This window comes from Amycolatopsis keratiniphila subsp. keratiniphila, from assembly GCF_001620365.2.
GTDB lineage: Bacteria > Actinomycetota > Actinomycetes > Mycobacteriales > Pseudonocardiaceae > Amycolatopsis > Amycolatopsis keratiniphila.
Genome location: NZ_LQMT02000036.1, coordinates 1 through 20422, shown reverse-complemented (window position 1 = coordinate 20422; position 20422 = coordinate 1). Strand labels below are relative to the sequence as shown.

Here is a 20422-nt window from a genome sequence, read left to right as displayed (position 1 = left end):
GAGCCGGGAGACGTGATCTCGCGAATTCGCGCGGCGAAAGGCCCGCGATGGGACACTGAGAACCGGTCGGAACGTGGCGCGGAGGGGGCTCAGCGGGATGGCGAGTGAGGCGGCTGCCAGGCTGGCGGCACTTCTCACCGAGCACAAACAGCGGAGCGGCCTGAGCTACGAACAGCTCGGACGCAAGGTGCATTCGAGCCGGTCGACCGTGCACCGCTACTGCACGGGACGGAACGTCCCCGCGACGTTCGCGCCGATCGAGGCGATCGCGACGGCGTGCGGCGCGAGCCGGGACGACCTTGCGAAGCTGTACCGGTCGTGGGAACGCGCGGACCTGGGCGACGCCGCGATCCGGGACACCACCCTCGGCACGGACACCGTCGTCCGGGAAGCCGGCGTGGCCGTCCCCGATCGGAGGCGGCCGCTGCCCAAGGTCGCACTCGCCGCTGTGCTCGGGGTCGTCCTTCTCGCCGGAGGCGCCATGGCGAATCCGCCGGACCGGCAGGCGTCCGGCACGATCCCCGTCGTCCAGGCGGCGATGTGGACGAACGCGCCACGCGCGATCGAGCCGGAATTCGTCGGGGTGACGGCGAACTCCAACACCGGGCAGATGCCGTCGTTCGGGGTCGGGTCCGTCCGGTTGTGGAACACCCGCACCCGATGGCAGAACCTGGAGCCCTCCCGCGGCCGCTACGACTGGGCGACACTCGAACGGCTCGTGACCGGCGCTCGCGGGGCCGGCCTTCCGGTCACCCTGACCTTCGGCGGCACTCCGCTCTGGGCGAGCCCGAACAGCCCGAAATCCGTCTACACCGACGACTCCCGCACGGGCCCGCCGGACGACCTCGCGGACTGGGAGCGTTTCGTGCGTGCGGTCGCCGAGCAGTACCGGGGCCGCATCGACGCCTACGAGCTGTGGGACATGGCCAATCACCAGGACTTCTTCTCCGGTTCGATGGCCGAACTCGTGGAGATGACGCGGCTGGCGAGCCAGGCGATCAAAGCCGCCGACCCGGACGCCACCGTGGTGTGCCCGTCCATGGGTGAGCTCTGGGATCCCGCGGCGTTCGACGAGTTGCGGCAGTTCGCCCGGCTCGGCGGCTACGACCATTGCGCCGCCGCCGCGGTGAAACTGGCTCCCCGCAACGACTCCGACCCGCCGGAGACGATGCTTCCGCTGGCGTGGGAGATCGAGAAGGCACTGCAGGAAGCCGGCGCGGGCGTCAGGTTGTGGAGCACAGGCTCGGCCTACGACGTGAACAGGCAACAGCCCGTGGACGCCGACCGGGGAGCGCAGCACGCGGCCCGGTTCTTCCTTTCCGGGCTGTACGCGCAATACCGCCGGATGTACTTCTACAACTGGGGCAGCGCCAAGATACCGATCGTGCTGCAACCCGTCGGCGGTCCTCACACGAAGGCGGCGCGACACGTGGAACGCCTGAACGAGTGGTTGAAGGGCAGCCGGATCCACTCCTGCGGGCAAGGACGCGAAGCCGGGCTGCCCGACCATCTTTGGCAGTGCCGCTTCGACCAGGGCGGCAGGGGTTTCCTGATCTGGTGGACCATCGACCGATCCGATCGGATCCCGTCGGCGCCCGGCACCACCTCGGTCGAACGGCTCGACGGGACCGGCATGCCGATAGAACCCGGTGCCGACGTCACCGTCACCGGCAGCCCTATCCTGCTCCGGCTCGGCTGAGGCCGGGCATCAGCCGCTGTTCAGGGCGGACACGACCGCCGCCACGGTCACCGTGTTGAAGACGAAGGCGATGATCGCGTGCGTCGTCACCGTCCTGCGCATCTCGCGGGAGACGACGTCCACGTCGGTCGTCCCGAACGTCGTCATCACCGACACCGCGAAGTAGAGGTAGTCGGACCACTCGGCGGCTCCGTCGCCGGGGAACCGCATGGCCTTCCCCGCCTCGACCACGTTGTCCGCGTGGTAGGCGATCGCGAACGACACGAGGACACAGATCCACGCGACGACGACCAGGGCCACCGCCACCCCCACGCGCATTCCCGCCGGCAGGCTTTCGCCGCCCAGCCCCGGCATCCACACGACCGCCACCGCGAGCGCGGCCGCGGCGATGAAGATCGACACCCCCGGCCCCGGCGCCGTCCCCAAGACGTAGCGCTGCACGAACGTGCCCCGGCTCTCCCGGCGCGCCCAGTCCCGGATCTGCTCCGAGGTCGCCGCGCCGAACGCGGCCACCGTCACGACGAGATAGCCGACGAGGTAGGCGAGAAGAACCAGGACGCCGCCGTCCACCGACGCGAGCGAAAGCACGTCGTCGCCGAACACGAACGCCAACGCGGCGACGAGCAGTGCGAACGCGAGGCTCAAGGCGCTGCGGCGCCGCTCCGACAACCAGATCCGAGCCGTTTCCCGAGACAGTGCCCTCTCCCTTCGCGCACGTCGCACCGGAGCACGCTACTCCAATCCGGTGGCAGAACCTTTCATCGCCGCGTCGCTGACCGCGTTCGCCTCGTCGATCGCCGCCATGTGCTCCTCGGCCCAGTTCCGGAGCGCCGCCAGCGGCAATTCCAGTGACAGGCCCAGGTCGGTCAGCCGGTAATGCACCCGGGGCGGCACGGTGGGCTCCACCCGGCGGGCGACGAGGCCGTCGCGGACCAGGCTGTGCAAGGTCACCGACAGCATTTTCTGGGAAACGCCGGGGATCCGGCGCCGCAGCTCGGCGAACCGCACCTCGTGCGGAGCCGCCTCCGCGAGCACCTTGACCGCCATCGACGTCCATTTCGTCCCGATGCGGTCCAGCAGGCGGCGGGTGGGGCATTCGGGGTCGAAGAGATCGCCGCGCCGTGTGGTCACCTGGAGCTCACCACCTGTGTCGAAAGTGCCGTCTTGGCGGCATCGCTGACGTTACCTACGGTTTCCTGGTAACCAATGGTAACCACTTTGGAGGCGACGTGCCCTCGACACGGCGGATCACCGTCAACGGCATCCGACTCAACGTGGCGCTCGCGGGCAGCGGGCCCGCGGTCCTGCTGCTGCACGGGTTCCCGCACACGTGGCGGCTCTGGAGCGAGATCATCGGCCCGCTGGCCGAGCGCCACCGGGTCATCGCCCCGGATCTGCGCGGGTTCGGCGACAGCACCCGCGCCGCCGACGGCTACGACGCGGGCACACTGGCCTCGGACGTCGAGGGCCTTCTCGAGGCGCTCGGTGAGCCCAACGCGGCCGTGGTCGCCATCGACGCCGGCACCCCGGTCGCCTTCCTTCTCGCCCTGCGGCGGCCGGATCTGGTGCGGCGGCTCGTTTTGATGGAGTCGATGCTGGGCTCGCTGCCCGGCGCCGAGGACTTCCTCGCCGGTGGCCCGCCGTGGTGGTTCGGCTTCCACGCCGTTCCCGGGCTCGGCGAAACGGTCCTCATCGGACACGAGGCGGAGTACGTCGACTGGTTTCTCGCCTCGGGCACCCTCGGACGTGGTGTCGCGCCGGAGATCCGCGATGCCTTCGTCGACGCCTACACCGGCCGGGAAGCCCTGCGCTGCGCCTTTTCCTACTATCGCGCCATGCCGGTCAGCGCGCGTCAGATCGGCGAGGCGGTCGCGACCCGCCGTCTCACCGTGCCCACGATGGCGATCGGTGCCCATCCGGTGGGCCGCGCGCTGGAACGGCAGCTGCGTCCCGTCACCGACGACCTCACCGCACATCTGCTGCCGGACTGCGGCCACATCATCCCGCTGGACAAGCCAGGGGAGCTGCTCCGCCTGCTGACGGCGGTGTGTGTCCACAGTGGATAGTGCCCTTTCGGGCAAGGAACGTTGTCTGTCCGCACAGAGCCCGTACGCGGACGGCCGGCGGCTGGCATCGTGTCGGCGTTGACGCCCCGGCCCCTCGAAGGGATGGCAGATGAGTTTTCAGGTCGTACCGGCCGAAATCGGCAAGCACGCGGCCAACGTCGACGGGATCGCCGAGCGGCTGGGCACGGTGCTGTCGGCGGCGAACACCGCGGCCATGTCGGACGAGGCCTACGGTCTGATCTGCGCGTTCGTCCCGCCGTTCATCAACCCGGCGGAGGAGAAGACGATCGACTCGATCAAGGCCGCGATCGACGGCGTCAAGGCGACCGCCGCCAATCTGCGCACGGCCGAACGGTCCTACACCGAGCAGGACGCCACCGGTGTCGAGATGTTCAAGCAGTACGAGGCCGCGATCCCGGCGGCGCCGAAGGAGAAGGTGCGGCGATGACCAATCCGCTCGTCGCCACACCGAAGGATTCCACGACCGCGGTGTCCGGCGTTCCCCTGCTCGAGTCCGCGACCGAGCTCAAGGCGTCGATCGAAAGCGGTGACTGGGCGTCCGTCGCCCTCGGCGCGGTCGGCACCGCCATGGACGCGGTGTCCGCCGCCCTCGACCCGTTCGGCACCATCCTCGCCGCCGGGGTCGGCTGGCTGATGGAGCACGTCGGACCGCTGAAGGAGGCGCTCGACGCCCTCGCCGGAGCACCGGACGAGATCACCGCGCACGCCGAAACCTGGCAGAACGTGGCCGTCGAACTCGGCTCCATCAGTGCCGACCTGGACGCGATGGTCGTCGCCGAAACCGCGAACTGGGCCGGCTCCGCGGGCGACGCCTACCGCACGCGAGGAGCGGACGTCGCGGCGTTGATCGGCGCCTGCCAGCAGGCCGCCGGTGGTGCGTCGTCCGGCACCCGGATCGGCGGCGAGGTGGTCACCGCGGTCCGCACGCTGGTCCGCGACACCATCGCCGAACTGATCGGCCGGTTGATCAGCTGGGCCCTGCAGGTGCTGGCGACGCTCGGCCTCGGCATGACCTGGGTCCTGCCCCAGGTCACCGCCGCCATCGCGAAGACCGCCTCCAAGATCGCCACCGTCGTCACCAAGCTGGTCAAGGCGATGAGCGCGCTCGCGCCCCTGATGAAGAAGGCGAAGAACATCTTCGCCGAGGCGGAGAAGGCGCTCCGCAAGATCGACGCGGGCAAGACCGGCCCGGCCGGGAAACCCCGTGGCCCGAAACCGGGCGGCGGCGAGTACAGCGGCACGCGCGGCGGCGGAGGCGGCAAGGGGAAGAATTCCAAGCCGCAACCCGAGCAGCCGCCCGGGCTTTCCCCGAACCTCGGGAAGTTCGACGAGCTGACCCAGGCGCAGAAGGACGCGGCGCTCAAGATGAAACAGTGGATCCGCGACCACAAGGACAGCGGCCAGTTCGGCGCCTGGCACAACGGTGTGGACGACAACAAGCTCAACTCGCTCGGCTTGGGGAACAGCCCCGTCCCCGGCCCCGGCTCGACCTGGGGCGGCAGGATCTACGGGAACCACGGTCAGGCCGGCGGCAAGTTCGGGAACGAGGGCCGGTTGCCGCACAACGGCAAGACGAGCGACGGCAAGAAACCCGCCGATCAGCCGCTCGGCCCGGACGGGAAGCCGATGAAACCGTACGACGGCAAGTACTACGAATTCGACGTCCACCCGACGCCTCGGTACGACAACAAACCCATCAGGGACGCCGACCAGTACACCGACTTCAACGGGAAACCGTTGCCGGAGAACCAGCGGCCGAAGCCGGATCGCATCGTCAAGGACGACAACGGGAAGTTCTATTACGCGCCGGGCCACTACGACAAGTTCTACGAGATCCCCTGATCGTCGGCGGGGGAGCGCTTCGGCCCGCCCTGGCCCCTCGATGGCCCAGGCCTCGTTGAACCGGTGACCCGCCTCCCGATTCGGGACAAGCCGACCAGAAAGCGTTTTATCGCAAGGGAAAGGAACGCCTGTTGGCGGGTAACCGATGGTGGTGAGGCATGATCACGGCTCATGACCCGTGACACAGACGACCGTTCGTTGTACGAGACCATCTTCCGGCGCCGGGACACCAGGGGTGAATTCACCGGAGAGCCGATTCCGGCGGACGTACTGCGTCGCGTGTTGAGCGCGGCGCACGCGGCACCGAGCGTCGGCCTGTCCCAGCCATGGGATTTCGTCGTCGTGTCCGATATGGACCTTCGCAAGAAGTTCCGTGAGCACGTGCTGGCCGAACGCGAAGTGTTCGAAGGACGGCTGGATGCCGAGAGGGCCCGCGTCTTCGCGCCGATCAAGATCGAAGGGATCGTGGCGTCGTCCGCGGGAATCGTGGTCGGCTACGACCCGTCACGGGGTGCGCCGGACGTCCTGGGGCGGCACGCGATCGCCGACGCCGGCCTGTACTCGGTGTGCCTGGCCATCCAGAACCTCTGGCTGGCGGCGACCGCCGAAGGGCTCGGCGTCGGATGGGTCAGCTTCTACCGCGAAGAGTACTTGCGCGATTTGGTGGGGTTGCCCGAACATGTGCGTCCGGTGGCGTGGCTGTGCGTCGGGCCGGTGCGGGACCTGCCGACGGTGCCCGATCTGGAACGGCACGGCTGGCGGGAACGGCTTCCCCTCGACGCGGTGCTGCACTTCGAGCAGTACTCGAAGTAACGCAAGCGTGCTCTGCGCGCGCCCAATGTGGCATTGGAGACGGTGGGCGTCCCCAATGCCACAGTGGGCGCAGCGAGGCAACGGCTCGGCCCGCAAGCGGCGGCCGATGGTCAGCGCAGCTTGTCGATTTCGGCGATCCGCTCCCAGCGCGCGCCGAGCGCGTTGAGCAGCGCGGCCATGTCGATGTCGTCGTCGCCGTCGAGGAGTGCCTTGTCCAGCCGCCGGGCGCGGCGGTTGACCTGGCTCAGCACCGACTTGCCCTCGTCGGTGAGCGAAAGCAGTTTGCGCCGCGCGTCGTGCGGGGATTCGACGCGCCGGATGAGCCCCCGCCGCTCCAGCCTGCGGCACAGGTCGGCCATCGTCGAGGTGTCGAGGGCGACCGCGCCCGCCAGCGAGCTCTGGTCGCTCCCCGGGTAGGCGCGGACCGCGGACAGGACCGCGAACTGCGGACCGGTCAGCACCGGGTCCACGTGACGGTTCCACGCGGCGAGGTAGGCCTGATACAGCCGTCGGGCACCGTAGCCGGGGGCCGCCAGCAGGTCCGACGGCGGCGCGGGAGTGACGACCGGCGTGTCGCCCCTGAGCCTGCTCGTACGCGCCGATTCACCCATCGCTACTCCTTGTCGGCTCCAACCCGCTGCCCGGGCCCCCGCGGTGATCCTACGTGTCCGGACGGTCGCTCACGGGAAGGCCGCCGAGATCTGCCGCCGTCACCTCTTGCGTATCCGGATAGTACGTGTTCGTATGAAGGCCGGTCTTCCGTACCCGGATAGTACGTGCTCGGATCAATATGGAGGTGGTCGGCGATGGACCGGAACCTGTTCAACGACATCTGTTTGCGCCAGCTGACGTTCTCGGGGGTGCACGAGGGCGAGACCGTGGTGGTGCTGACCCGCGGCGGTGAGCGGGCGGAATACGCCGACGCCTTCTTGTGGGCCGCCCAGCAGCTGGGCGCTTCGGCCTACCACATGCGGCTGCCCTCGCCGGTCAGCGCGGCGGGCGCGTGGGCGGTGGGCGACTCGGGGCTCGGGAACATCCCGCTGGCGGTCGAGGCGCTCAAGAGCGTCGACATGGTGGTCGACTGCACGTTCCTGTTGTTCAGCAAGGAACAGTTCGCCATCCAGGACGCGGGGACCCGGATCCTCACCGCCGTCGAGCCGCCCGAGCTGCTGGCCAGGCTCATGCCGACGAAGGAACTGCGCGAGCGCGTGGAGATCGGCGCGGAACTCCTGGCCAAGGCCGGCACGATGCGCATCACCAGCCCGGCGGGTACCGACGTCACCTATCAGCTCGGCGTGTACCCGACGCTGTCCGAATACGGCTACACCGACACGCCCGGCCGCTGGGACCACTGGCCGGCGGCGTTCGTGTTCACCGGCGGTGCCGACGACGGCGTCGACGGGAAGATCGTGCTGTCGCCGGGCGACGTCCTGTTGCCGTTCAACACCTACGTACAGACCCCGGTCGAGATCACCATCGAGCAGGGCTTCATCCGGGACATCCGCGGCGGCGCCGGATCGTCCGGGCTGGACGCGGATCTGCTGCGTTCCTACATCGAGAGTTTCGACGATCCTCGCGGCTACGGCATGAGCCACGTGGGCTGGGGGCTCGACGAGCGCGCGCACTGGCACGGCCTGACCCAGTTCCCCGGCGGGATGGGCATGGAACTGCGGAGTTTCTACGGCAACGTCATGTTCTCCATCGGTCCCAACAACGAGCTCGGCGGCCCGAACGACACCCCGTGCCACTTCGACATCCCGATGCGCGGCAATTCCCTTTACCTGGACGACGAACTGATCGTCGACAACGGCGAGCTGACCGTCGCCGAGATGCGTCCGGCGGCCCGCCGATGACCGACCACCACATCGGGATGATCGTCCCCAGCTCGAATCTCACGATGGAGACCGAGCTGCCGCGGATGCTGCGCGCCAGGGAGGAGGCCGATCCGGGCGACCGGTTCGTCTTCCATTCCGCGCGGGCGAGGATGCGGCACGTCGAACCCGAACAGCTGCGGGCGATGAACGCCCAGGCCGGACGCGCCGCGGCCGAACTCGCCGACGCCAAACCCGACGTCGTCGCCACCGCGTGTCTCGTGGCGATCATGGCACAGGGACCCGGCTACCACTGCACCGCCGAAGACGACATCACGCGCGTGCTGCGTGAAGAGGGCTGCGACGCGCCGGTCGTCTCCAGCGCCGGTGCGCTGCTGTCCGGGCTCGGCGCGCTCGGCGCCCGCAAGGTCGCGATCATCACGCCGTACCTGAAGCCGTTGACCAAGGCGGTGGCGGACTACATCGAGGACGCCGGGGTCGAGGTCGCCGACGCCCTTTCCCTGGAGGTGCCGGACAACCTCGCCGTGGCCCGGCTGGACCCCGCCGGGCTGCGAGAGCACCACCGCAAACTGAATCTGTCCGATGTGGACGCCCTGGTGCTGTCCGCCTGTGTGCAGATGCCTTCACTGCCCGCGATCCAGCCGGTGGAGGACGAGATCGGGATCCCGGTCCTGTCGGCGGCGACGGCGACGGCGTTCCGGATCCTGACGGAACTCGGCGTCGAGCCCACGGTGCCCGGCGCCGGGAGGTTGCTCAGCGGCGCGGAAGCGTTGACGAAGACGGGAGGCGGGCATGGCCGCGAGTCAGTCGTTTGAGGTCGTTGTCGTCGGTGGCGGGCTCGGTGGGCTCTGCGCCGCGTTGTCCTTGCGGCAGCGGGGTTTGCGCGTCACCGTGGTCGAGGCCGCCCCGGCGCTGGGCGAGATCGGCGCGGGGATCCAGACCGCGCCGAACGCCAGCCGGATCCTCATCGGGCTGGGGCTGCGCGCCCGGCTGGAGCGGGTGCGGACCGAGCCGCAGGACCAGGTGCGCCGTCGCTGGGCCGACGGCAGCATCATCGCCCAGCTGGAGCTGGGCAGCCGGGTGACGGACCAGTACGGCGCGCCCTACTGGCACTACCACCGCGCAGACCTGCACGGAGTCCTGCTCGACGCCTGCCTGGATCCCGACGGGACCGGCCCGGTGGTGCGGGTGGCGACCGGTGCGCGGGTGGTCGACCTCGACCGGACGGTGCCGGACCGGCCCGCCGTGATCACCGCCGACGGGCGCCGGTTCACCGGCGACGTCGTGATCGGGGCGGACGGCATCCGGTCTTCGGTGCGCGATCTCGCCGGCTTCGACGACACCCTCGCGTTCTCCGGCGAGATGGCGTACCGGGCGCTGATCTCCGGCGACCTGATCGCGCAGGATCCCGCCACCCGATTCCTGGTGGACCGCTATCACTCCACGATCTGGTACGGCCCCAACAAACACCTGGTGCACTACATGATCCGCGGCGGGGAGTACCTCAACGTGGTCGCGATCGTGCCGTGCACCGAATCGGTGGCCAAGGACTGGAGTGGTCCGGCGACCGCCGCCGAACTCGCCGCGGAGTACCACGACTGGGACGATCGGGTACCGACGATGCTGGCGAAGGCGAAGGACGAGGACGTCTCGGTGTGGGCGATGTACCGCCGTCGCCGTGACCCGGTCTGGGTCGACGGCCGGGTCGCCCTGCTCGGCGACGCGTGCCACGCGATGCTGCCGTACCAGGCACAGGGCGCGTCGCAGGCGATGGAAGACGCCGCGGTGCTGGCCGAGGAGCTGGGCCGCGTCACTCGCGACGGTATCGACGGCGCCCTGGTCCGCTACGTGGACCGGCGCGCCAAGCACGCGGGCATGGTGCAGGACGCCTCGCTGCAGAACATGGACTTCTACCACCTGCCCGACGGTCCCGAACAGCGCGAGCGGGACGAGAAGCTGCGGCGCTTCGACGGCGAATCCGACGTGTCCTACGACTGGCTGTGGAACGGCAGCCCGCTCACCGACCCCGACACCGAGTCCATCCACTACCAGTTCGCCCGCTGAGGCGCGCTGGCCGGCAATCGCATCGGAGTGGTTCATGCGTACTGGTGATCAGATCGTCCAGGACCTGCCCTGGCGTTGGAGCGTGCAGGGAAAGATCTTCCTCATCGGCGGGCTGGGCTACATGTTCGATGCCTGGGACGTCGCGTTGAACGGATTCCTCACCCCGCTGGTCGGGACGGAATTCGGGTTGTCCGCCGGCGGGAAGGGCCTGGTGGCCACCGCGAACCTGATCGGCATGGCCGTGGGCGCGGTCGCCTGGGGCACGGTCGCCGACCGGATCGGCCGGAAGAAGGCGTTCAGCATCACGCTGCTGCTGTTCGCGCTGTTCTCCGTGCTGGGCGCGCTCGCGCCGAACGTGGAGACGTTCCTCGCCCTGCGTTTCCTGGCGGGGATCGGACTGGGCGGCTGCATCCCGGTCGACTACGCGATCGTCAGCGAGTTCTCCCCGCGCAAGCATCGCGGCCGGGTGCTGTCCGCGATGGACGGCTGGTGGCCGATCGGGACCACATTGGCCGCCGTCAGCGCGACGCTGCTGCTCCCGGTCGAGGGGAACTGGCGCTGGATGCTGGTGTTGATGATCCTGCCCGCGCTGCTGCTGTTCTGGGTGCGGCGTGGCGTCCCGGAATCACCGCTGTACCTGGTGCGCAAGGGCCGCGAGGCGGAGGCGCGGGCGGTGATCGACGACCTCGTGCGCCGCACGGGAGCGACTCCGGAGCCGTACTCGATCCCACCCGCGGTGGTCGAGGACACCCGCGGCGGCGCGGTCGCGGCCGCGTTCGACCAGCTGCGCCGGGTGTGGGCGTTCAACCCGAGGATCACGGCGGTGGCGTGGTCGCTGTTCATCAGTGTCATGCTGGTCTACTACGCCGCGCTCAGCTGGATGCCGTCCATCCTGCGGGCGCAGGGATTCGGTGAGATCGCCGCCTTCGCCTCGACCGCGCTCATGAACGCGACCGGCATCGTGGGTGTCGCGGTGGCCGTGCTCCTGGTCGACAAGGTCGGCCGCAAGCGGATCATCATGGTCGCCGGTCCGCTCACCGCACTGTCGCTGGTGGTGTTCTCCCTGCTGCTCGACACGCCTGCCGCGGCGGTCGTGGCGATCGGCGCGTTCGGCTTGTTCGCGCTGGTGGTCATCCCGGTGATGTACGCCTACGTCTCCGAGCTGTACCCGACGGAACTGCGGGCTTCGGGATTCGGCTGGGCGTCGTCGTCGAGCCGGGCGATCACCGGGTTCGCGCCGCTGCTGTTCGGCAGCGTGCTGTGGCCGGTGCTCGGGCTGCCGCTCACCTTCACCGTGCTGGGTCTGCTCGTGGTGGCCGCGGTCGTGTTCATGAAGGTGGGCGCGCCGGAGACCCGCGGCCGCGAACTCGACCGGATCGTCGAGCCGGTCGAGCCACCCGCCGAGACCAGGACGGCTCTGTGAAGCCCGCCGCGTTCCGGTACCACCGGGCCCACGACGTCACCGACGCCGTCGGCCTGCTCGGCGAGCTCGCCGCGGCGGGCGAGGACCCGAAACTCATCGCCGGCGGCCAGAGCCTGATGCCGATGATGAACTTCCGGCTCGCCCGCCCCACGGCGCTGGTGGATCTGGGACCGTTGCGCCGGGACCCGGCGCTGGACTCCGTCCGGCGTGACGGGGCCGGCCTCACGATCGGCGCGCTGGTCACCCATCGGGCGGTGGAGATCTCCGAGCTGGGACCGGATTTCGACGTGCTCTCCCGCGCGATGCGGTGGGTGGGGCACCTGCCGATCCGGTCCCGGGGCACGGTGGCGGGCAGCATCGTCCACGGTGACGCGACTGCGGAATGGTGCCTGCTCGCCCTGCTGCTCGACGCGGTGATCGTCGCCGAAGGCCCGCGCGGCCCCAGGGAGATCCCGGCCGCGGAGATGTTCCATGGCTTCTACACCACAGCCGTCGAACCGGACGAGGTCGTGACGGCGGTGCGTTTCACCCGTCCGTCGCCCCGGGCCGCGCTGACCGAATTCGCCCGGCGCCACGGCGATTTCGCGATCGTCGACGCCGCGGTGAGCATCGACCCGGAGCACGGGGGCCGGGTCGTGCTCGGCGGCGTGGCCCCCGCGCCCGTCCGGGTGCCCGAGGCCGAGGCGCTGCTCGACGGCGGCGTTCCCGGTCCGGAGCTGTTCGCCGCGTGCGGTGCGGCCGCGGCGGCGGCGATCGATCCGCCCGACGACGCGGCGGGCAGCGCTGCCTACCGCCGACGGCTGGCGCGAACGCTCGTCACCCAGGCGCTGCACGAGGCCTGGGAGAAAGGAGAAACGCGATGACCGCACGGTTCGACGGGCGCCAGGGCCGCTGGGTCGGCGCGTCGGTGCCCCGGCGCGAGGATCCCCGCCTGCTCACCGGCCGCGGCCGGTTCGTCGACGACATCCAGCTGCCCGGAATGCTGCACGCGGCCTTCGTCCGTTCGACGGTCGCGCACGGCAGGCTCGCCGGGATCGACCTGTCGGCGACTCTGGCGGTCGATGGCGTCGTCGCCGCGTATACGGCGGAAGACCTGGCACTCGGTGACATCGTCGCGTTGCTCGACCGCCCGCCCGAGGAGTTCTCGCCGACCGCGATGCCGATCCTGGCCAGGGAGAAGGTGCGGTTCACCGGCGAGCCGGTGGCGCTGGTCGTCGCCCGCGATCCGTACAGCGCCGAGGACGGTGTCGAGGCCGCGGTGGTGGACTACGAGCCGCTCGGGGCGATCGTGTCGGAGGAGTCGGCGTTCGCCGAGGGCGCTCCGCTCGTGCACGACGAGGCGCCGGGCAACGTGCTGGTCGACGTGTCGATGTTCGACACACCCGGGGTCGACGCGGCGTTCGAGGCGGCCCGTGCGGGCGGCGGCCGGGTGGTCGAGGTCGTCACGAAGAGCGGACGGCAGAACGCGCTCCCGCTCGAAACCCGGGGAGTGGTCGCGTCCTGGGACGACCACGACGACCAGCTGCTCGTCCAGATGTGCACGCAGGTGCCGCATCAGGTGCGCACGGCGATGGCCCGCTCGCTGCGGGTCCCCGAACGGACCGTGCGGGTCACCGTCCCGGACATGGGCGGTGGCTTCGGCCAGAAATGCGTCGTCGGCCGCGAGGAGATCGCCGTCGCGGCGGCGGCCCGGCGGCTGAACCGGCCGGTGAAGTGGATCGAAGACCGGCGCGAGGCGCTCACGGCCGGATTCCTCGCCAGGGAACAGCGTTACCGCACGCTGGCGGCGTTCGACGAGGACGGGCGGATCACCGCGCTGGACGTCGACGTCGTCTGCGACATGGGCGCGTACTCCTGCTACCCGTTCACGGCGGGGATCGAGCCGCTGATGGCGTCGGCCGAGATGCCGAGCGTCTACCAGGTGCCCGAGTATCGCGTCCGTGCCCGCGCCATCGCGAGCAACAAGGCGCCGACGGCGCCGTATCGCGGGGTCAGCCGTCCGCAGTACGTGATGGCGATCGAGCGGATCATGGAACGCGCCGCGCGGGAACTCGGGCTCGATCCGGTCGAGATCCGGCGGCGCAACGTGATCACGCAGTTCCCGTACACCGGGGTCAACGCCATCACCTACGACCCCGGCACCTACCGCGAATCGCTCGAACTCGCCGAGGCGGCGATCCGGGACGAGGGCTGGTACGAGATCCGGGACCGTGCGGCCGCCGAAGGCAGGCACATCGGCATCGGCTACTGCTGTTTCTCCGAGCGGACCGGATACGGCTCGGGCGCCTTCGCCAAACGGAAGATGGCGGTGGTCCCCGGTTTCGACATCTCCGAGATCCGGATGGACACCACCGGCTCCGTCGTGGTCACCAGCGGGACCATGAACCACGGCCAGTCGCACGAGACGACGCTGGCGCAGATCGTGGCCGACCGGCTCGGGCTGCACCTCGACCAGGTCAAACTGCGTCAAGGCGACACCGAGCGCATCGCCTACGGCTGGGGGACTTTCGCCTCCCGCTCGGTGACGATCGGTGGCTCGGCGGTGTCCCTCGCGGCCGGGAAACTCGGCGAACTGCTGTGCAAGATCGCCGCGCACCTGCTCGAAACGAGCCCCGACAACGTGCGCCTCGACGGTGACGGCGGTGTCGTCCAGATCGACGATCCGGAGCGCCGCGCGTCGTTCGAGGAGATCGCCGATGTGGCGTACCTGCGCAGTCACCTGCTGCCCAAGGACGTCGAGCCGACTTTGACGGCCACGGCGAGCTTCGACGTGCCCGGAGACGGCACCTTTTCCAACGCCACGCACGCCGTGGTCGTCGAGGCCGATCCGGGCACCGGCCAGATCAAGATCCTGCGTTACGCGTGCGTCGAAGACTGCGGGGTGGTGATCCACCCGCAGGTCGTCGACGGCCAGTGCCGCGGCGGAATCGCGCAGGGCATCGCCGGCGCGTTGTTCGAGGAGATCACCTACGCGGGCAACGGGGAACCGTCGGCCGCGAGCTTCATCGACTACCTGGTCCCGACGGCGACGGAGGTCCCCGACATCACCGTCACCCATCTCGAAACCCCTTGCGCGTTCACGGAAAACGGTGCGAAGGGGGCGGGGGAGGGCGGCACGATCGGCGCGCCCGCCGCGGTGCTGAACGCGATCAACGACGCGTTGCGCCACACGGGAGTCGAACTCGACGTGACCCCGGTGCATCCGCAGACCGTGCTCGCCGCGCTCGACGCGGGGGTCCACAAGGAAATGAGCGTTCCATCATGAGCGACCGGCATCTGATCGTCCTGAACGTCAACGGCGAGCCGCACGAGGCCCTCGTCGAGCCGCGCAAGACCCTGCTCGACGTGCTGCGGCACGACCTCGGGCTCACCGGCACCCACGTCGGCTGCGAGCACGGGGTGTGCGGCGCCTGCACCGTCCTCGTCGACGGCGAACCGGTGCGGGCGTGCCTGATGTTCGCCGTCCAGGCGGAGGCGGCGGAGATCCGCACGGTCGAGTCGTTGAGCCGGGACGGCGAACTTTCCGATCTGCAGCGGTCTTTCAGCGAGCACCACGGCCTGCAGTGCGGCTTCTGCACCCCCGGATTCCTCATGCTGGCCGAAGGTTTCCTGGCCCAGCGGCCGGACGCGGGCCGCGAGGAGATCCGCGAGGCCGTCTCGGCGAATCTGTGCCGCTGCACCGGTTACCAGACGGTCGTGGACGCGATCGAGGCGACCGCGACCCGTCGATGCCACGCCAAGCAGAAGGAGGCGACAGCGTGATCCTGGAAAACCAGCTGTCCGTACCGGCCGGACCCGACGAGGTCTTCGCCTTGATCAACGACGTCGAGCGGGTCGCGGGCTGTCTGCCCGGCGCGACCCTCGACGGACGGCAGGACGACGCCTATCTCGGCCGCGTGAAGGTCAAGGTCGGCCCGATCACCGCCGCCTACTCGGGCACCGTGCGGTTCACCGACGTCACCGAGGCCGACCGCAGCCTGCGGCTGGTGGCCAGGGGAGCGGACGCCCACGGCAACGGCGACGCCGAGGCCGACGTGACGCTGACCGTGCGCGAGGCACCCGGCGGCGCCACCATCGAGCTGCGCACCGATCTGTCGATCCGCGGCAAGCTCGCCCAATTCGGCAAGGGCGCGATCGGCGCCGTCTCTACCCGGCTGCTCGACCAATTCGCCCGCAATCTCGCGGACCAGCTTCGAGCGGGGCCCGTCGCGGCCACAAGCGCCGCTCCTGGGCCGGAAGCCGTCGACGGGCTCGCCATGGTGCTTCCGGAGGGTGTCAAACGCTACGGCGTGATCGCGGCAGCCGCGGCGCTCGGGCTGTTCCAGGGCTGGCTGCTGGGCCGGATCCGCACCCAGGACAAACTGATCAAGGAGTTGCAGCGTGGCCGTCGATGAAAGCCTCGACAGCGTGTACGACCGAGCCGGTTTCGGGGCGAGCGTGCCGCACGGATCGCGTCCGGCACTGGTCGTGGTCGACCTGACGCGGGGCTTCACCGAGCCCGCGTTCCCGTCCGGTGCCGACCTCACCGCCGAAGTCACCGCGACCACCACCCTCGTCGCCGAAGCACGGCGACAGGGTGTGCCGGTGATCTACACCGCGATCAGTTACACACCGGCCGAGGCGGACGGTGACGCCGTGGCGTGGCTCCGGAAAGCACCCGGGATGCGGGCACTTCGCGAAGGCAGCGAAGCGGTCGCCCTCGACCCACGGCTCGACCAGCGCGAGGGCGACCATCTCATCCTGAAGAAGGGCGCGTCGGCCTTCCACGGGACCTCGCTGGCCGCGCTCCTCACGAGTCTGGGCACGGACACCGTCGTCGTCTGCGGCGCGACGACTTCGGGATGTGTCCGCGCGACCGCCGTCGACGCCGTCCAGTCCGGTTTCGACACGCTCGTCGTCCGGGAAGCCTGCGGTGACCGCGCCGCCGGGCCCCACGATGCCGCTTTGTTCGACCTGCAAGCGAAATACGCGGACGTCGTCGGACTCGACGAGGCCCTGACGTATCTCGCGGATCTGGATCGCCGCACGCTCGGGCAACCCGCGTTGGCGGATCTCGGCGACATTCCGGCGACCAGCCGCTGGGTGACGTCGGGTGCGGTCCGGCTGCACGTCCTCGACTACGGTCCCGCCGACGGTGTCCCGGTGCTCGTGCTGCCAGGGATCACCAGCCCGGCGGTCACGATGGACTTCGTGGCACGGGAACTCACCGATCTCGTGCGCCCGCTCGTGCTCGACGTCCGCGGCCGCGGGTTGTCGGATGACGGGGCGGAGTACGACCTGGCGAGCTACGCCGCGGACGTCGACGCGGTCGTGGACGGACTCGGGCTGCGCGATCCGATCCTTTTCGGACACTCGATGGGCGCGAGGATCGCCGCCCGTGCCGCCACCACGCGGCCATTTCGGGGCACGGTGCTGGCGGATCCGCCGCTGAGCGGCCCCGGGCGGGCGCCGTATCCGACCACACTCGACGCCTTCCTCGGGCAACTCGACCAGGCCCGCCGGGGGACCGACGCCGACGAGGTGTCCCGATCGTGGCCGCGATGGCCGCGCCGGGAGCAGGAACTGCGGGCTCGCTGGCTGTCTTCGTGTTCCCGCGGCGCGATCGTCGCCACGCACGGCGGGTTCGAATCCGAGGACTTCTTCGAAGACTGGCCGAAGGTGCCCGCGCCGACGTACTTCCTGTACGGCGGCGCGAGCCCGGTCGTCACGGCCGCCGGTGCGGCTGAGGCCGCCGAGCGCAATCCGTCGGCCGAGTTCGTCGAGATCCCGAAGGCGGGGCACATGATCTTCTGGGATGAGCCCGAGGCCGCACTGGCCGCATTGCGAGAAGCGTTGCGAAAACTGTTGTGAGTGGGTTATGAAAGCCATTTTCGCAATGGATGGTGCGCGGTCCCGTTGGTTGTGAGTGGGCGATTCGGGTTCTAGCCGAGGGTGTCTTAGGTGCCTACTGGCTTCCGGCCGCCGTTCTGTGGGGCCTGGGGCTGGAGGCGACGTCGGCCAAGCCCAGCACCCGGCGGTACCGAGTGGGTCTGGTCTCGTGAGTGGCGATTCGGCTTCTAAGCCGAATCGCCACTCACGACCAACGGGACCCGGCAGTTCCCTGGCCGACGGTGTCCGTGAAGGCCTCCTTGCCTACCCTGAGGGTAGTGAAGGGGCCCTTCACGGATGTCAGCGATTGTCGTGAGTGGCTCCCCGGCCGAGCGTGGTTGCGAAAGCCACTTTCGCAACGTTGAAGGTTGCGAAAGTGGCTTTCGCAACGGGTGGGTCCGAGCCGAGCCTCAGGCCGCGTGCGCCAGCGTCAGCGCACCGCCCGCCGCCGAAAGCAGCAGAACGGACCAGCGGACGGACCGTTCACCGACCCGGCGGCTCAGCACTCGGCCCAGAAGATCGCCAGCGAGTGCGGCGAGCGCGACCGCGAGGAGCACGCTCGCGGGCACCTCCACCCAGCCGAGGCTGGGCAACGCGACCAGGCCGAGGAGGAAGAAGTAGATCGACAGCGTCCCGCGCGTCTCGTCCGCGCCCCAGCCCGCGCTCGCCCCGTACACCGCCACGGCGGGGCCCGAGAGCCCGGCGACGGAGTTCATCGCCGCGCTCAGCACGCCCGCGCCGACGGCGCCCGTCCGGCCGGCCAGCCGTCTGCTGGTGATGCCACTCGCCAGCACGCCGACGGCGAGGACACAGCAGCCGCCCGCGGCGAGCAGCAGCGGCCGCGTGGGGACACCGCGGACCACGAGCGCGACGATCGGCGTGAACACCACCGCGGGCACCGTAAGCCACGCGACCTGCGTCCACCTGATCGCCCGCCAGTGGGTGATCGCGACCGCGAGATAGACCGGGAAGCCGAGCAGCAGGGTGAGCCGGACGGCGTCGAGCGGGCCCAGCGCTAGCGCCAGGAACGGTACGCACAGCAGGGAAAGCCCCATCCCGGAAAGGCGCTGGGCGACCACCCCGGCCGCCGCCGCGAGCGAGGTCATGGCCAGGGTTCCCACGAGTCCATTGTGGATCCGGTCTCGGCGTGGCGGTAGCCGTCGCTTGGCGAAGACGTCATAGCCCGACGCTATGAGCGGTGAAGGACCTCTTGTGTTGTGAAGGTGGCTTTCGTCGCGTCCGATGCGGGGAAAGTCCCCTTCGGCTCCGGCTCGGCGGGTCTGAGTCAGAGACGTGTCGCGAGCAGGTCATGATCTACGACGGCCCGTGGTGAGGCTTTCACGGACAGTCGACCGGCGAACTGGACCCGTCGAACGCGCGGGTTCTGGCACTTCTGGCCGTTCCAGCCGTGCCGCACGCTCAGCGTCACTGCCTTTGGAACAGACGGGAGCGTGAGATGAAGATCGGTGTCCCTCGTGAAGTCAAGAACCACGAGTACCGGGTCGCGGTGACGCCCGCGGGCGTACACGAGTTCACTTCGGCCGGGCACGAGGTGTTCGTCGAGCGCGGAGCGGGGGAAGGGTCCTCCGTGCGCGACGAGGACTACGCCGCCGCCGGCGCGAAGGTGCTCGACAGCGCCGACGACGTCTGGGCGACCGGAGACCTCGTGCTCAAGGTCAAGGAGCCGATCGCCGAGGAGTACCACCGCCTGCGCCGCGATCAGCTGCTGTTCACCTACCTGCACCTCGCCGCGAGCGAGCCGTGCACGCGGGCGCTGCTGGACGCGGGCACGACGTCGGTGGCCTACGAGACGGTGCAGCTGCCGAACGGATCGCTGCCCCTGCTGTTCCCGATGAGCGAGGTCGCCGGGCGGCTGGCCCCGCAGGTCGGCGCGCAGACGCTCATGCGGGCGAACGGCGGGCGCGGGGTGCTCATCGGCGGCGTCTCCGGGGTGGCCCCGGCGCGGGTGGTCGTCCTCGGCGCCGGTGTCGCGGGGATGAACGCGGTCGCCGGCGCGGCCGGGACCTGGGCCGACGTCGTCCTGTTCGACAAGAACGTCGACAAGCTCCGTGCCGCCGACCGGATGTACCAGGGGCGGATCCGCACCGCCGCGGCCAACGCGTACTCGATCGAAGAGGCCGTGCTCGAAGCCGACCTCGTGATCGGCGCGGTCCTCGTGCCCGGTGCCAAGGCGCCGAGCCTGGTGTCGAACGATCTCGTGTCCCGGATGAAGCCGGGCAGCGTGCTCGTCGACATCTCCGTCGACCAGGGTGGCTGTTTCGAGGACACCCGGCCGACGACGCACGCCGAGCCGACGTTCCAGGTGCACGACTCGGTGTTCTACTGCGTCGCCAACATGCCCGGCGCCGTCCCGCACACCTCGACGTACGCGCTGACGAACGTCACGCTGCCCTACGCGCTGGAGCTGGCGAACCACGGCCTGTCCGGCGCCGTCGCGCGGTGCCCGGAGCTGCGCGGCGGCGTCAGCACGGTGGACGGCAGGCTGACCTCCGCGCCGGTCGGTGAGGCACTGGGAATCGACTCCGTTTCGCTCGACGACGTGCTCGGCTAGGCCGTGTCCTGTAAGGCTGTTCGATGGGCTTCGTGATCCAGGTGGTTCCTGGCGGTGCGGGCGGATCGGCCTCGTACCGGGGTCGTACTCGGCCGAGCCCGCCCGTGCCGTCAGGGACCGCCTGGGCGCGAAGACCGCGAACATGACTTGCAGGACACGGCCTAGGTGTACTGACCTGAGAGGTTGGGAACGCGGCTGGCGGGTGGGTGGCCGCCGAGTGCG

At 69.8% G+C, this 20422-nt stretch carries 19 protein-coding genes; 15 read left to right on the top strand and 4 right to left on the bottom strand.

The genetic code is table 11. From position 1 onward, the window contains the following. The first annotated feature begins 97 nt into the window (after window positions 1–97). Window positions 98–1699, top strand: a complete 1602-nt coding sequence (locus AVR91_RS33130; protein WP_063271677.1) for a helix-turn-helix domain-containing protein — start codon at window positions 98–100, stop codon at window positions 1697–1699. 9 nt (window positions 1700–1708) lie between these two features. On the opposite strand, the gene AVR91_RS33125 is transcribed toward AVR91_RS33130, so the two are convergent. Beyond that, window positions 1709–2422 carry a DUF1345 domain-containing protein gene (locus AVR91_RS33125; RefSeq protein ID WP_076857489.1) on the bottom strand — a complete coding sequence of 238 codons (714 nt, stop codon included), beginning with the start codon at window positions 2420–2422 and terminating at the stop codon, window positions 1709–1711. Window positions 2423–2431: 9 nt separating this feature from the next. Beyond that, window positions 2432–2830, bottom strand: a complete 399-nt coding sequence (locus tag AVR91_RS33120) for a winged helix-turn-helix transcriptional regulator (RefSeq protein WP_063271676.1) — start codon at window positions 2828–2830, stop codon at window positions 2432–2434. A gap of 98 nt (window positions 2831–2928) precedes the next feature. Between AVR91_RS33120 and AVR91_RS33115 the strand changes: the two genes are divergently transcribed. The 4 genes from AVR91_RS33115 (at window position 2929) to bluB (ending at window position 6441) form a co-directional block, all read left to right on the top strand. Beyond that, complete coding sequence (locus tag AVR91_RS33115) at window positions 2929–3765, top strand: alpha/beta fold hydrolase (protein WP_063271675.1); 837 nt, start codon at window positions 2929–2931, stop codon at window positions 3763–3765. 109 nt (window positions 3766–3874) lie between these two features. Next, window positions 3875–4213 carry a type VII secretion target gene (locus AVR91_RS33110; RefSeq protein ID WP_063271674.1) on the top strand — a complete coding sequence of 113 codons (339 nt, stop codon included), beginning with the start codon at window positions 3875–3877 and terminating at the stop codon, window positions 4211–4213. Beyond that, the gene (locus AVR91_RS44460; RefSeq protein WP_063271673.1) at window positions 4210–5628 is read left to right on the top strand and encodes a WXG100 family type VII secretion target; all 1419 of its coding nucleotides are present in this window, start codon (window positions 4210–4212) and stop codon (window positions 5626–5628) included. The genes AVR91_RS33110 and AVR91_RS44460 overlap by 4 nt, the downstream gene beginning before the upstream one ends. Window positions 5629–5799: 171 nt before the next feature. Beyond that, a complete protein-coding gene (gene bluB / locus AVR91_RS33100) occupies window positions 5800–6441 on the top strand; it encodes a 5,6-dimethylbenzimidazole synthase (protein WP_063271672.1) in 642 nt (213 codons plus the stop codon). Window positions 6442–6551: 110 nt separating this feature from the next. Here bluB and AVR91_RS33095 read toward each other — a convergent pair whose 3' ends face one another. Further along, the gene (locus AVR91_RS33095) at window positions 6552–7052 is read right to left on the bottom strand and encodes a MarR family winged helix-turn-helix transcriptional regulator (RefSeq protein ID WP_063271671.1); all 501 of its coding nucleotides are present in this window, start codon (window positions 7050–7052) and stop codon (window positions 6552–6554) included. A 195-nt stretch (window positions 7053–7247) separates the two neighbouring features. On the opposite strand from AVR91_RS33095, the gene AVR91_RS33090 reads away from it, so the two are divergent. From AVR91_RS33090 to AVR91_RS33050, 9 genes are read left to right on the top strand one after another with little or no spacing between them, the layout of a single operon-like run. After that, window positions 7248–8294, top strand: a complete 1047-nt coding sequence (locus AVR91_RS33090; protein WP_016335108.1) for a M29 family metallopeptidase — start codon at window positions 7248–7250, stop codon at window positions 8292–8294. After that, complete coding sequence (locus tag AVR91_RS33085) at window positions 8291–9088, top strand: maleate cis-trans isomerase family protein (RefSeq protein WP_063271670.1); 798 nt, start codon at window positions 8291–8293, stop codon at window positions 9086–9088. Before AVR91_RS33090 ends, AVR91_RS33085 begins: the two co-directional genes overlap by 4 nt. Beyond that, window positions 9066–10337, top strand: a complete 1272-nt coding sequence (locus AVR91_RS33080) for an FAD-dependent monooxygenase (RefSeq protein ID WP_063271669.1) — start codon at window positions 9066–9068, stop codon at window positions 10335–10337. Before AVR91_RS33085 ends, AVR91_RS33080 begins: the two co-directional genes overlap by 23 nt. A gap of 34 nt (window positions 10338–10371) precedes the next feature. Further along, on the top strand, window positions 10372–11760 hold the full coding sequence (locus AVR91_RS33075) for an MFS transporter (protein ID WP_063271668.1): 1389 nt from the start codon (window positions 10372–10374) through the stop codon (window positions 11758–11760). After that, on the top strand, window positions 11757–12623 hold the full coding sequence (locus AVR91_RS33070) for an FAD binding domain-containing protein (RefSeq protein WP_063271667.1): 867 nt from the start codon (window positions 11757–11759) through the stop codon (window positions 12621–12623). The genes AVR91_RS33075 and AVR91_RS33070 overlap by 4 nt, the downstream gene beginning before the upstream one ends. Next, window positions 12620–15025: a xanthine dehydrogenase family protein molybdopterin-binding subunit gene (locus AVR91_RS33065; RefSeq protein ID WP_063271666.1), complete on the top strand. Its 2406-nt coding sequence runs from the start codon at window positions 12620–12622 to the stop codon at window positions 15023–15025. Before AVR91_RS33070 ends, AVR91_RS33065 begins: the two co-directional genes overlap by 4 nt. After that, window positions 15022–15522 carry a (2Fe-2S)-binding protein gene (locus AVR91_RS33060; protein WP_063271665.1) on the top strand — a complete coding sequence of 167 codons (501 nt, stop codon included), beginning with the start codon at window positions 15022–15024 and terminating at the stop codon, window positions 15520–15522. The genes AVR91_RS33065 and AVR91_RS33060 overlap by 4 nt, the downstream gene beginning before the upstream one ends. Next, window positions 15519–16154: an SRPBCC family protein gene (locus tag AVR91_RS33055; protein ID WP_063271664.1), complete on the top strand. Its 636-nt coding sequence runs from the start codon at window positions 15519–15521 to the stop codon at window positions 16152–16154. The genes AVR91_RS33060 and AVR91_RS33055 overlap by 4 nt, the downstream gene beginning before the upstream one ends. Further along, on the top strand, window positions 16141–17610 hold the full coding sequence (locus AVR91_RS33050) for an isochorismatase family protein (protein ID WP_076857488.1): 1470 nt from the start codon (window positions 16141–16143) through the stop codon (window positions 17608–17610). The genes AVR91_RS33055 and AVR91_RS33050 overlap by 14 nt, the downstream gene beginning before the upstream one ends. A 428-nt stretch (window positions 17611–18038) precedes the next feature. Here the strand turns inward: AVR91_RS33050 and AVR91_RS33045 are convergent, their stop codons facing one another. Continuing rightward, complete coding sequence (locus AVR91_RS33045) at window positions 18039–18749, bottom strand: TSUP family transporter (RefSeq protein WP_228708235.1); 711 nt, start codon at window positions 18747–18749, stop codon at window positions 18039–18041. A 335-nt stretch (window positions 18750–19084) separates the two neighbouring features. Between AVR91_RS33045 and ald the strand changes: the two genes are divergently transcribed. Beyond that, window positions 19085–20200, top strand: a complete 1116-nt coding sequence (gene ald, locus AVR91_RS33040) for an alanine dehydrogenase (RefSeq protein WP_063273813.1) — start codon at window positions 19085–19087, stop codon at window positions 20198–20200. Window positions 20201–20422: the final 222 nt, after the last annotated feature.

Bases quoted from the DNA above. Each gene is read 5' to 3' on its own strand.
- AVR91_RS33065 (WP_063271666.1), top strand. From the start codon at position 12,620: ATGACCGCACGGTTCGACGGGCGCCAGGGCCGCTGGGTCGGCGCGTCG.
- AVR91_RS33085 (WP_063271670.1), top strand. From the start codon at position 8,291: ATGACCGACCACCACATCGGGATGATCGTCCCCAGCTCGAATCTCACG.
- bluB (WP_063271672.1), top strand. From the start codon at position 5,800: ATGACCCGTGACACAGACGACCGTTCGTTGTACGAGACCATCTTCCGG.
- AVR91_RS33075 (WP_063271668.1), top strand. From the start codon at position 10,372: ATGCGTACTGGTGATCAGATCGTCCAGGACCTGCCCTGGCGTTGGAGC.
- AVR91_RS33130 (WP_063271677.1), top strand. From the start codon at position 98: ATGGCGAGTGAGGCGGCTGCCAGGCTGGCGGCACTTCTCACCGAGCAC.
- ald (WP_063273813.1), top strand. From the start codon at position 19,085: ATGAAGATCGGTGTCCCTCGTGAAGTCAAGAACCACGAGTACCGGGTC.
- AVR91_RS33080 (WP_063271669.1), top strand. From the start codon at position 9,066: ATGGCCGCGAGTCAGTCGTTTGAGGTCGTTGTCGTCGGTGGCGGGCTC.
- AVR91_RS33060 (WP_063271665.1), top strand. From the start codon at position 15,022: ATGAGCGACCGGCATCTGATCGTCCTGAACGTCAACGGCGAGCCGCAC.
- AVR91_RS44460 (WP_063271673.1), top strand. From the start codon at position 4,210: ATGACCAATCCGCTCGTCGCCACACCGAAGGATTCCACGACCGCGGTG.
- AVR91_RS33090 (WP_016335108.1), top strand. From the start codon at position 7,248: ATGGACCGGAACCTGTTCAACGACATCTGTTTGCGCCAGCTGACGTTC.
- AVR91_RS33110 (WP_063271674.1), top strand. From the start codon at position 3,875: ATGAGTTTTCAGGTCGTACCGGCCGAAATCGGCAAGCACGCGGCCAAC.
- AVR91_RS33095 (WP_063271671.1), bottom strand. From the start codon at position 7,052: ATGGGTGAATCGGCGCGTACGAGCAGGCTCAGGGGCGACACGCCGGTC.